The organism is Okeania sp. SIO2B9 (assembly GCF_010672505.1).
GTDB classification, from domain to species: domain Bacteria; phylum Cyanobacteriota; class Cyanobacteriia; order Cyanobacteriales; family Microcoleaceae; genus Okeania; species Okeania hirsuta.
On record NZ_JAAHGK010000055.1, the window covers coordinates 1 to 12,709 of the forward strand.

The window sequence follows — 12,709 nt, forward strand, 5'->3', positions numbered from 1 at the left end:
TTGTATCTTTCACGGCAAACTGGATGTCATAAGTACCTGTGGTTTTACTAGGAGCTTCATCATTAAATATTCCCTCGTAATTCATATCTTCTAATTGATTATTTTGACCAACTTTTCTAGCCGTTACAGAAACAACCACCTCTCCTTTTTCTGTAAATTTAACAGCATTTCCTAGCAAGTTAACCAACACTTGACGCAGCCTTGTTACATCTCCTACAATCATTGCTGGCACAGAACTATCAATTAAACAAGCAAGCTCTAAATCTTTATGTGCTGCCCTCGGTGCTAATAACTCTAACGCCTCTTCAACACAGTTTCTAATATCCAAAGAACTTTGTTCTAATTCCAATTTACCAGATTCTATTTTAGTAAAATCAAGAATATCATTAATAATAGTTAAAAGCGCATCTCCACTGGTACGAATAGTTTCCACAAAATCTCGTTGTTCTGTCGTTAATTCCATATCTAATAGCAAACTTGTCATCCCAATGACACCATTCATTGGAGTACGAATTTCATGACTCATCATTGCGAGAAATTCACTCTTGGCACGGTTTGCTACTTCTGCTGCTTGTCGAGCTTGTTCTAGAGCTTGATTTTGAGCTTCTAACTGTTGTTTATGAGTAACTTCTGACTCTAATATGTGCGCCTGAGCTAATGTTAATCCTACCTGAACTGCGACATTTTCTAATAAGTCTATTTCATCCTTAGTCCACTGACGCGTATAATCACATTGATGCAAATTAATAATACCATTTGGCTGTCCTTGATAAGAAGTGCGAACTGCCAACATTGATCTAACATTTAGCCTCCGATACATCGGTGCAGATGATTTTAATAAAGGGTCTGAAAATATATCTGGAGTAGCGATCGCTTTGTCTTCTGATAATAATTGTTCTGTATGAGAATTGTAAGTAACTGCAATATCTAAATCTAAAGTTGATTCGTAACCAGTTTCTAAATATTCAGCAACACAAGGGAGGTGGGAATAAGGTTGAGAAAGATAATTATGAATGGAACAACGGTTGACTCCAAATACTCGACCAATTTGAGTAGCAGTAGTCTGAAAAATTTCTTGAGTATCTAACCTAGAGCGAATTTCTTGAGTAATTTGTTTGAGCAATAAAATGTGCTGATATTTTTTCTGCAAACCTTCTATAGCATCTTGTCGCAACAATTCGCCACCGATATAAGTCCCCATTAATTTTAAAACTTCTATATCTGTTGAACTCCATTTCTGTTTGGCAATACGACTGGTAAAACTAAGAGTGCCATAAGTTCTTCCTGATACAAAAATTTTCGTCCCAAGATAAGATTCTACCCGACGCACGGTATATGCTGGATGATGTCGCCACTGGGAATTTTTAGCTGATGCGATCGCTAGAGGTTTATTCGAGCGCAATACTTCCCTATCAAATGTTTGTTCGAGGGAAAAAGCGTCTCCTTTAGCTATTCCAAATAGGAAATCTTCTGGTAAGTGAGCTGCAATAACCTCATAACGTTCTCCTAAAACTTTTCCTAATAGTCCTATATCCATGGCAAACCGACGACATCCCATATCTAATAATGCAACTATTTTGTTTTCAAAAGAGTTATCTGCGTTAGTGGTAACTTCATATAGTTCTCTAATTGCCTTTTCATTAGCTTGCAAATTTTCTTGGGTTGCTATCCTCGCAGAAATGTCACTGAGGGTACTTACCATACCAGTAATATTGCCTTTGTTATCAGCTATCAATGTACTCTTCATTTCTACTGAACAATAATTTCCATTTTTGGTTAACCACTTCAATTGATAGCAACCTGCAACTAATTTTTTATTACTAGCAACCAACTCTATATTTTTTGGGGTATTCTCTGCTGAAGAATTTAATTTTTTTCTATCTTCTGGGTGAATGAACTCTAAATAATTTCTACCTAAGCTATTTTCACAAGTAAAACCTGTAATTTTTTTCCAGGTCTTATTTAAGAATATTAAATTACCTGTAGCATCAGTTTTAAAAGCTATATCTTGAATATTATTAACTATTTCGGTGTACTTTTTTACTTGAAATTTTAGTTTTATTTCTGTTTCTTTAAACTGAGTAATATCTATCAAACTTCCCACCATTCTCACTGGCATTCCCGATTGCCATAATGCTTTTCCTCTATCTAGAACCCATATAAAGCTATTATTTTTGCGTTTTATGCGATATTCTATTCGGTAGAAAAGAGATTTTTTTGCTAAATGTTCTTGAACGGCTACACTAACTTTTTCGATGTCTTTTGGATGAATTCTATTTAACCATTCATCTATTTTCTGGGAAATTTCATCATCTCTGTAACCCAATAATTTTTTCCACTGAGATGAGTAAAATATTTCATTTGTTTTGATATTCCAATCCCAAACTCCATCTTGATTTCCTTCAATTGCTATAACTGTACTTTCTTGTGTTTTGAGATAAACTTTTTCTAAATTTTTCCGTTCTACAGCAGACTGCTTAAATTTTTCATCGATTTTTTGCAGTTGAATAGATGTTTTTTTTATATAATTATGAAAGCGAATTAATGATTGATATAATGATTTAGGTAACAGTATTTGTTGAATTATTTTTGTAGCAGTAATAATATTAGTTATTTTGCCTGTGGGGGTTTGTACAATTAGAGGCAATAGATAATAATTTTTTTTCATTAAACCTAAAGCTACTTCTAGACTGGCATGAGAACCTACTAGGACTGGTAAAGTATTACAAACTGTCTCAGCTTTAGTTTGATTAAAATCTATTTTTAATGCTTGTAGTTGTACTATATCTCTACTGCTAATTGTCCCTAATATTTTAGTCAATTTCTGATTTTGAGATTTATTTTCTTTGCTTTCAGTAATCAGAATATAACTAATATTATAGGTAAACATTAGTTGGGTAATTTGCCGAATTGATAAAGAAGATGCAGCTTGAATAATTTGAGATTCAGGGATTTGTTCTAATTGATTAATTTGGATTAAGTTAGCTGGTAGAGTTAAAGATGAGTCAAAGGTTGTTTTTGTTGCATTATTTTGAGCTTCTAATTCTTGTTTTTGGGATGCGACCTTAGTACCATTTTTATCAATAGATGGTTCACCTTGCCTGTTGGCTATTAATCTTAAACTGTTGTCTTTGATCTGAAGCTGATTGAAAATTAAACTACGGGTAGTCACTAGGCCAATAAGTTCTTCTGCCTCATTAACGATTGGTAAATGGGTGATTTGATGTTTTTCTAGTATTGCTAAGAGAGCAAAGATATCTGGAATTTCCGATAGTTGGGCTGTTATTATGGATCTAATCATTATTTGAGCAATCGGAAATCCACTTAGGGAAGCGCTAATAGAGGCTAGCTGTACTAAGTCTTGCTCAGTAAATATACCTATGATTACCCCTAAAGATTGTAACTTTGTATCTTGAGATTTGGAACCATTACTTAAGTCTTGAGATGTAGTGCGATCGCTTTGTGGAGGTGTTCTTACAACATTAGAAGGAGAGGATGATTCTACAATTAACACACAACTTGCACCTGTAAGACTCATAGAAGTAATTACATCTTCTACAGGAGTTTCTGGTGTAGCAGTAAAAGGACTATAATTAATGGCCTGACTGATGGAGGGAATAAACATTTTGGATGACTCTGATGATGTTTGATCAAAAATATAACAATCTAGAATTTTGTACCGAATAATGCAAGTTTAAAGGTTTACTTTTGTCTGACTGATATAACTTTTCTGTCATACTTACCTCTATTTCCAGAATAATTTTTAACTAGTGCTAATTTCCACATTTTGCAGCTATTTATTATCATCAGGGACTTTGAAGCTCTATTAACAACTTGCAAGCTCCAAAGTAACACCTATGAGATTAATCATAGAGGTCTTAAGCCTAGTCTATCTAGGATAATTCTTGTCAAACTAAGAACCAAACAAATTACAATACAGAAATTATCATTAACAATACAAAAATTATCAATTTATCTCAATTTTTGCACGAGTGAGTTTTGACTTCTTTCTGTAAAATATCTACTGTACAACCTGTCATCAACTTCTATTTTGGACAAATTTTCAATTATAGTACTTAAAGTAAGCCTGCACTTGATAGCTTAAATTAATTATGCTGAAGGTTAATGCTGAAAAAATGAAAAAATATGATGCAGAAATTTAATAGTTTTATCTTAATTAAGAGGTATCATTTAATTTGAATTTTGTCAATCTATGATTCCCATAGCATTACAGTTCTAAGGAACTTAAAAATAAAGTAAATAGACAAATAATTGTAATCAGTTGAAACTGCAGGAGCGAATATACTGTGACCTTTGAAGAGTTGATTCAGAAAGGAGGCCCTGCCATGTGGCCTCTGTTAGTTTTATCAATTCTGTCCCTCAGTACCATAATAGACCGCCTATGGTTCTGGACAAATCTATTAATTAAGGAAAAACAAACTGTTAGCCGAGTATTAGAAGCCGCACGTCGTGACTGGAGTATAGCGACAGAAATGGCTAGACGCACTCTAAAACAACCTATTGGTCGCTTTCTCTATGCTCCTCTGCGATTACAAAACCCAGAACCTGAAGTGTTTAAATTGGCACTAGAGGCTAGTGCTGATGATGAGTTGGCCTCAATGCGTAAGGGAGATAAATTGCTGGAAGGGGTGATTGCTTTGGCTCCGATGTTGGGCTTACTAGGTACTGTTTTGGGTCTTATTGGTTCCCTTGGTTCGATTCGCCTTGGGGACTTGGGCACTTCTTCAACTGCGGGAGTGACAGTTGGTATTGGTGAAGCTTTAATTAGTACTGCTGCTGGTTTGGTAGTAGCTATTGTTAGTCTAGTATTTTATCGATTATTTCAAAGTTTGTTATTTAATCAGATGAAGGTTTTTCGGAAATCTGGCAATGAATTAGAATTACTCTATCGACAATATTGGCAACAGACATCTTTAAATAAATACAATTCACCAGATAATAATACTTATTTTCCTCCTACATGGACGCAGAATTCTCATAATTTTCCAGATTCTTTAGAACAGGATACAAAACCAACAGATTCTCCAGCAGAAAGGGATATTGATAGAACTGCAGATGAGCCAGATAATAATTAACGAAAAATATATCAATCATGACAAGATAGCTGATGATTTTTTATAGAAAAGCATCTTGATTTTTTTCAGACTAATTTGTCAATTAGAAGCAAAAATTTTGTGAATGTATTATCTTTATTGATCATGGGTTTAATACCCGACAATCTACAGGGTTTTAATAGGGTTGGTGGGGTTTACATTTCCATTGACCACATTCTCGCCCCTACTACTGACTACTTCTTGAATGTCATTATTGATGAGACTTTATACTTTTATTTATTTTTGATCGCAGTCGAAGCAAAGCTTAGGACATTCCTAAATGCTCAAACGAGCGTCAGAGATTACTTCTGACTTCTGTAGGGGCGAATGGCTGCCCCTACTTCTGATTTTCGCGTAGCGCTATATTTTTCTCCAAACAAAAAAACAATGAAACTTAATCAAGAATCTGCCACTGAAGAAGTTAGAATTGAGTTAATACCTCTAATTGATGTAATATTCTGCATTCTAACTTTCTTCCTTTTAGCCGCTTTACAATTAACTCGTCAACAGGCAATTAATGTTGACTTACCAAAAGCTAGCACGGGTAAACCTCAATCACAAGATATGTTACTTGTAAGTGTGAATGAGGTGGGAAAAACTTTTATTGAACAACAAGCTGTGAATGCGGTTGAACTCGAAAAGTTTGTGCGGAGATATCATCAAGTTAATCCTCGCGGAGTTGTTGTATTGTATGCTCCTAAAGAAGCAAGATACAATGATGTTGTGCAAGTTCTAGATTTATTGCGAGAAGTAGGAGGCGATCGCGTAGCTCTAGCAACTTTACCAGGGGCACCTCAAACAGGTCCTGGTGCTACTACTAATAATGATAATACTGAAGAATCAGTTACCCCATCTGAGTCTGAGTCCAAACAAAAGCCTACTCCAGCAAGGACAGTCAACCCCGGTGAATTTCAGTTACCTGCTGCTCCTGAGTCATCTACAGATTGAGTATTTTCATTTGATACACATCTCTATTTCCTGTTGCCTAAAAAGACTTTTTTTTAATATTACTTCAGTAGAATTAGTATAAGTCTTAACGATAATGACAACTACGTAGATATTTGTGAATCAGAAGGAGAACTTTACATACTAGAATTTAGTTCTTTTAGTTGTGCTGGAGAGTATGATTGTGACTTAAGTTTAATAGTAGAAGCTGGCGCAAAAGCTGCTTGGAAAGATTATCAATATGCCTACGATATTTAGATAAGACAAACTTTAAAATTGGGAAATATCTATATTAAAAAATTGGTAAATCAGATGTGATTTGTGAGTTATTCTTAATCTCAAGTTTAGATAATTAATTATATAGCAGTCGAAACAAAAGGCGCGGACATATCAAAAGCTTAAAACTTAGGAAATACAAGATATTTCATTTTTCCTTCTTCTTCCTTCTTCCTTCTGCTGTAACTTTCCACTCCTAATTTTTCAGATACTCTAAAATACTATTTCCCACATATTCAGCTAACTTCACAGGTACAGCATTACCAATCATTTGTTCTAAATTTGTTTTACAACCTTCCCAAATAAAACCTTCAGGAAATGTCTGTAAATAACTTCTTTCTATTGTTGTTAATGGTCGAATTTCTGAGGATAATTTTGCTGAATCTCCTGGATGATTTTGATAAGTTTGAGGAATAGGTCGATTCACTCCTCTGACCGTAGCACTAGGTTCATCAATACTAAATATTGCTCTTCTTTTATAACTTCTGGGATGACGATAATAATGTTTAATTTCTAATTGATCTCCAAAATAATCTTTAACTGTCATCGGTTTTTTTGCCAAATAAGTTTCTAAGTATGGTTCAATTTCTTTGTCTCGCTCTCCATAAATTCCAATCAAAAAAAATCTCTTTCTCTTTTGAGGTACGCCACATAAACTTGCATCAATAATTTTTTCACTAATACCATATCCAGCAGCTTTAAAAATGTCTTTAGTAATTCGATATTTTGTATAGTTAATAAATTGACTAACATTTTCCATCACAAAAATTTGAGGCAAAATATTAGTCACTATTTGAGCAAAGGAAATAGTTAAATTTCCTCTACCTAAATCTTCATTACGCTTACCTGCACTAGAAAAGTCTTGACAAGGAGGACCGCCAATAATTAGGTCTGGTTTAACTTGAATAAAAGTTTGATAATTAAAGTCAGTTTTGCTCAAATCATATTGATAAATTGGGTGATGAAAATTTTGGCGGTATACCTTAATTGCCGGTTCCCAGTTATCAAAAGCAGCAACTATATTAAAACCTGCATTTTGAAAGCCTAACGACATACCACCACATCCACAGAAAAGGTCAATTACGTTTATTTTGTGCATCTATATTCCAAATAGCAGTCAGCAATTAGCATTATAGTTCTCAGCTTTTAATATTGTATATGATGGTAATATTAGGAAAGCGCTGTTATTAAATGATTAAATTAGAATTAATAAGGAGGTAATGTTATGACTATTATTCTTGATAATTTAGAGCCAGAAATCCTGGAAAAATTACAGAATCAAGCTTTAAATAACGGTAGGACTTTAACAGAGGAGATTCAAGTTATTTTGACGAAAGAATTAGCAAATAAAACAATTAAAACTCCTGAAGAATTAGGATGGAGTAGAGGTTTCTTTGAGAGAACGGCTGGTTCTTGTGCAGATGACCCTATTGTAATTGATAATGGAGGCATTGATGAAAGTTTAGATGATAGTGTGCAAGAATGTTTCTGAAGGGTAATTTCAGTTATAAGTTATCAGTTATCAGTTAGCCTCCTCCGGAGGAACTGCGTTAACATTACCTCTGCAATAAGGAGGATTTTCATAAGAAATAGTCTCTTTTTTTATCCCTTTAAAAAGGGAGGTTTTAGACTACAATTTTTCGGTTAAAGATGAGGTATTTACTAGACACTAATGTAATTGTTAGGTATTTGAATCGGCGTTCTACTCTAATCAGAGAACGGCTACAGCAAGTCGCTGTTAAGGATGTGTTTGTTTGTTCTGTCGTCAAAGCTGAGTTATTTTATGGTGCAAATAAAAGTAATAATCCTGCCAAAATATTATTAAGACAAAAGGAGTTTTTGTCAGAATTTATTTCACTTGATTTTGATGATAAATCAGCGGAAGTTTATGGAATAATTCGAGCAGATTTAGAGAAAAAAGGGACACCAGTAGGGAGTAATGATTTACAAATTGCTGCAATAGCAATGGCAAATAATTTAACTTTAGTTACTCATAATACTAGGGAATTTGAACGAATTGACGGGCTAATTTATGAAGATTGGGAAGAGGAGAGAAAGTGAGGAGAATTTGGAGCTATATTAGCTTCATTATTTGGGTTTAAAAATTGTGTAACTCCCAATAGATAGTAGGAGCAAACAACTGTTCGCCCCTACTAATTTTTCCTATCTCTCTATAGAGATAATATTAGCCAATATTTACTTTCACAACTTTATTCTTTTCTGCTTCCGCTTTAGGTAAATGTAGATGCAAAATACCATCTTTATATTCAGCTTTGACTTGGTCATTTTGAACCCGAACTGGTAGAGAAATTATTCGCTGGAAAGCACCATAACGAAATTCAGAACGAGTCATACCTTTTTCTTCAGTTTTAACTTCCTGACGACGCTCTCCTTTAATTGCTACAGCTTCCGCAGTTACTTGTACATCTACATCTTTAGCTTCTAAACCAGGAATTTCCAGTTTTAACTCAATAGCATCATGGTTTTCTTCCATTTCTGCTGCTGGTGTAAATGCTATTCCTTTTTCTTCACCGTTTAAATAAGGAGTAAAATTGTCAAAGACACGATTCATTTCTTTCTGTAATGAATCAATTTCACGCCATGGAGAAAAACGTACAATAGCCATAGTTGTTGCCTCCTAAATAAATGTTTTATGTATTAATTGAATTCGTTGTTGTTGATAATTTTAGTAGAGTTTTGGTAATTAGTAAGTTCGGTTACTTAGAGAGATGCGAGCGCATTTTCCGTACTTCAGTTTTTTTACCACCAAAACTTACCTTCAAAACTCAGTTGAAGTTGTTTTCATTCAACTTGTCTTTAATGTAATCTAAGTAGAAAAATAATTAATTCGGTTCCTGCCTACTGTGCGATCGCAATTGCCGAACATCTATAATTTTCTGGCAAAAAAATATCGTTGTTAGCGTCTATATGTTAGGAGTAATGTCTATCTTACTTAGCAGTCGCAGGAAAAAGGAAACTTATTGCTGGGTAGTTGCAAATAATCTTAGCCGAAGCATTATTCGGTGGTGGTGCATACTAATGGTAAAGGAAGCACCGGGAGTTTGGGAATTTGGGGAGATGGGGACCCACCCCTCGCCCCTCCCCCTCCTGGGAGGGGAATTTGGGGAGATGGGGACCCACCCCTCGCCCCTCCCCCTCCTGGGAGGGGAATTTGGGGAGATGGGGAGATGAGCAGTGTGGAAGAAATTAAAAAATATGTATCCTACCATTACTATGCAGGAATATCCATTATTCTAGTTGCAGTTAATCCCGAACCTAGCCCAGAATAAGCGTTATTGCTGGTAGTAACATTTTTTAACTTAGACATTCATCGACTCGGAAATACTTTTGATGGTAAATTTATAGTCAGAAACCAAAACTTTTTTCTCAAAGGAGTTATTTCACTAAATGAGTATTCAGGTTTCACCGCCAACCAACGATCTGACTCTGTCAAAAGATCAGACCCTCGCCGAAGTGGTTAAGGTCACGATTCCGAAATTAGGGATAGTCCCGAAAGTCGATGTCTATTTTCTATCAGACACGACTGGTAGCATGGGTCCAGCGATCGCCTCCGTCCAGAGAGGCATGGTAGATATCGTCAACCAAACTCAGGCTTTAGGGTCTGATGTCCAGTTTGGAGTGGGCAACTACAAAGACTTTCCAGCTCCAGATCCTAACAGACATCCCTTCGCCTTCGAGCACCAGTGTAATCTGACTGCCAATATCGCCGATGTCAAAGCCGCAGTCGATACCTGGAGCACGACCCCAGGTAGGGACGTTCCCGAGGCTCAGTTCTATGCCCTAGATCGGGTGGCCGAACCACCAGGTGGCAACATTGGTTGGCGTGCCGATGCCCAGCGGATCATCGTCTGGATTGGTGATGCCGGAGGCCATGACCCTATATGCAAGGCAATCTCCAGCCTAGACTACGACATTACCTAGAAATCAGTCACCGATAAGCTAGTGGCCGAGAAAATTACCGTGCTGGCAATGAGCTTGGAAAGCAGTGGCGCAAGGGACGGGCTGGATAACCCGATCGAAGGGGTAAGCGATTGGTACCGCAATAATTGCGGCAATCCGGTGGGCGAAGCGGGACAAGGAACCCGGATTGCCAATACAACGGGGGGCATACTAGTCTCAGGTGTCAGTCCAGATACTGCTGTTGAGCGGATTATTGCTGAGTTAGCAGCACAGATCACCACAATCAGGAACGTGCGCCTAGTAGCGAGTGGTGCAACCGAACCGTTTGTGCAAACAATCGGACCTAGCGCCGGTCATGGCCCCCTCAGCAGAGACGAAGACCATGAAATTAGCTTCGCCGTTTCCTGGCTTGGCAATGTCGCAGCCGCCACAGATATTCAGGTCTTCAACGGCTCCCTTGATGTGGTCGCCGATGGACAAATCGTTGGCAGCAAGACAGTCACAATCACAGTTCCTGCCATCATTCCGCCTGGTCCCTATCAGCATATTCCTTTAATCGTGGAGCTTTACGACGGCTCGTTCCGCAATTCCTTGGGGGTTGCTCCAGGGCGACGTCTTCTGTTGAGCCAGGATACCCCCAGCCTGGCTCCTCCTTATTATATGAATAACCTCACGAGTTCGTTGAAGATCCGTCCGGGTCCGAACTTCAACCCGAATGCCGACTATGAGGTGAGCTTCTACAACGACCCCGACTATATCGGTGGTCAGTTAGTGCTGAAACCTGGTGAGTATCCGGAGCTAAATTTGGGACCAATCAATTTCGGGAACATGATCTCTTCGGTCAAGTTCGACCAGGGTGTGCCACCAGCCCCAGCGGTGAGTCCGATCCCGGTGGTAGCCGAACTCTACAGCGGTGTGAACTACGGAGGAATTCGGAAGCTGATTATATTTGAGGATGTGGACAACCTGCATACCTACTCTGAGTTCAACAACCTGGCTTCCTCGGTGAAGGTATTCAAAGGGCCGAACTACAGGCCAGGAGATAAGATCAGGCTCTACGACCTTTTCAATGGTACTGGTGACTACATCGACCTTGAACCCGGTGAGTATCCGGATCTCCAACAGAGCCACCGCTTTGGTAATAGGACCTCATCAACCAAGTTCATCATCGGAGATGGCACGGGGTCTGAACCAGCTTCCCCCGGGTCCATGGAGTACGCCCACATTCCCTTAATCGTGGAACTGTACCAGCATTTATTCACCCCGAGCACGCCTTGGATGGGGGCTCCAGGGCGACGTCTTCTGTTGAGCCAAGACACCCCCAATCTGGCTCCTCCTTATTCTATGAATAACACAGTTAGCTCGTTGAAGATCCGTCCGGGTCCTAACTTTGACCCGAATGCCGACTACGAGGTGAGCTTCTACCGCGAGGCCGACTATATCGGTGGTCAGTTAGTGCTAACGCCTGGTGAATATCCGGATATCCACTTTGGACCAATCAGGTTCGGGGACCAGATCTCTTCGGTCAAGTTCAACCAGGGTGTGCCACCAGCCCCAGCGATGAGTCCGATCCCGGTGGTAGCCGAACTCTACGACCTTATAAACTACGGAGGCCGGAAGCGGATTATATTTGAGGATGTGGATCACCTGGGTCACTACTCTGGCTTCGACAACCGGACTTCCTCGGTGAAGGTATTCAAAGGGCCGAACTACATGCCAGGAGATAAGATCAGGCTCTACGACCTTTTCAATGGTACTGGTGACTACATCGACCTCGAACCCGGTGAGTATCCGAATCTCCAACAGAGCCACACCTTTAGTAATAGGACCTCATCGACCCGGTTTATCATCGGAGATGGCACAGGGTCTGAACCAGCTTCCCCCGGGTCCATGGAGTACGCCCACATTCCCTTAATCGTGGAGCTGTACCAGCATTTATTCTGGAGAGGGAATCCAGGTATGCGTCTGCTCTTGAGCCAAGACACCCCCGACCTGGCTCTTTATTATATGGATAACAGAACTAGCTCGTTGAAGATCCGTCCGGGTCCGAACTTTGACCCGAATGCCCACTACGAGGTGAGCTTCTACCGCGACGCCAACTATATCAGTAGTCAGTTAGTGCTGAAACCTGGTGAATATCCGGATCTCCAGACACCAATGCGGTTCGGGGAGGCGATCTCTTCGGTCAAGTTCAACCAGGGTGTGCCACCAGCCCCAGTGGTAAGTCCGATCCCGGTGGTGGCAGAACTCTATGACGGTGTGAACTACGGAGGTCGGAAGCTGATTATATTTGAGGATGTGGACGACCTGGGTGCCTACTCCACTTACAACCATAAGGGGGTTGGTAAGGGGGTGCTGGTTTCCCCACTCCTCCACAGGGTGGGGCGGAAAGCACCCCCTTACATAAATAAATGTTGATCCGCTTCGATCAAGATGTTTGTCTACCTCCCGAC

10 protein-coding genes are annotated in these 12,709 nt (G+C 38.9%); 7 read left to right on the forward strand and 3 right to left on the reverse strand.

The features are described 5' to 3' along the window. Nucleotides 1-3,625 (reverse strand): PAS domain-containing protein (locus tag F6K13_RS03815; RefSeq protein ID WP_287286850.1); only part of this gene is annotated, 3,625 nt, incomplete at its 3' end. Nucleotides 3,626-4,346: 721 nt separating this feature from the next. Here F6K13_RS03815 and F6K13_RS03820 point away from each other — a divergent pair. Then, nucleotides 4,347-5,096, forward strand: a complete 750-nt coding sequence (locus F6K13_RS03820) for a MotA/TolQ/ExbB proton channel family protein (protein ID WP_375339390.1) — start codon at nt 4,347-4,349, stop codon at nt 5,094-5,096. Between the two features lie 405 nt (nt 5,097-5,501). Then, nucleotides 5,502-6,062, forward strand: coding sequence for a biopolymer transporter ExbD (locus tag F6K13_RS03825; protein ID WP_124146852.1), 561 nt, complete (start codon nt 5,502-5,504; stop codon nt 6,060-6,062). A 469-nt stretch (nt 6,063-6,531) separates the two neighbouring features. Here F6K13_RS03825 and F6K13_RS03830 read toward each other — a convergent pair whose 3' ends face one another. Then, entirely contained in the window at nt 6,532-7,434 is a 903-nt protein-coding gene (locus F6K13_RS03830; RefSeq protein WP_124146853.1) for a DNA cytosine methyltransferase, read from the reverse strand. 126 nt (nt 7,435-7,560) lie between these two features. Between F6K13_RS03830 and F6K13_RS03835 the strand changes: the two genes are divergently transcribed. Then, on the forward strand, nt 7,561-7,827 hold the full coding sequence (locus tag F6K13_RS03835; RefSeq protein WP_124146854.1) for a hypothetical protein: 267 nt from the start codon (nt 7,561-7,563) through the stop codon (nt 7,825-7,827). A 158-nt stretch (nt 7,828-7,985) separates the two neighbouring features. After that, nucleotides 7,986-8,396, forward strand: coding sequence for a type II toxin-antitoxin system VapC family toxin (locus F6K13_RS03840; RefSeq protein WP_124155009.1), 411 nt, complete (start codon nt 7,986-7,988; stop codon nt 8,394-8,396). Between the two features lie 124 nt (nt 8,397-8,520). Here F6K13_RS03840 and F6K13_RS03845 read toward each other — a convergent pair whose 3' ends face one another. Further along, the gene (locus F6K13_RS03845) at nt 8,521-8,961 is read right to left on the reverse strand and encodes an Hsp20/alpha crystallin family protein (protein ID WP_287241541.1); all 441 of its coding nucleotides are present in this window, start codon (nt 8,959-8,961) and stop codon (nt 8,521-8,523) included. Nucleotides 8,962-9,358: 397 nt separating this feature from the next. Between F6K13_RS03845 and F6K13_RS03850 the strand changes: the two genes are divergently transcribed. The 3 genes from F6K13_RS03850 (at nt 9,359) to F6K13_RS03860 (ending at nt 12,674) form a co-directional block, all read left to right on the forward strand. Next, the gene (locus F6K13_RS03850; RefSeq protein WP_287241543.1) at nt 9,359-9,625 is read left to right on the forward strand and encodes a hypothetical protein; all 267 of its coding nucleotides are present in this window, start codon (nt 9,359-9,361) and stop codon (nt 9,623-9,625) included. Nucleotides 9,626-9,743: 118 nt separating this feature from the next. After that, on the forward strand, nt 9,744-10,277 hold the full coding sequence (locus tag F6K13_RS03855; RefSeq protein WP_287241545.1) for a hypothetical protein: 534 nt from the start codon (nt 9,744-9,746) through the stop codon (nt 10,275-10,277). Between the two features lie 21 nt (nt 10,278-10,298). Continuing rightward, nucleotides 10,299-12,674: a hypothetical protein gene (locus F6K13_RS03860; protein WP_287286852.1), complete on the forward strand. Its 2,376-nt coding sequence runs from the start codon at nt 10,299-10,301 to the stop codon at nt 12,672-12,674. The last annotated feature ends 35 nt before the right edge of the window (nt 12,675-12,709 follow it).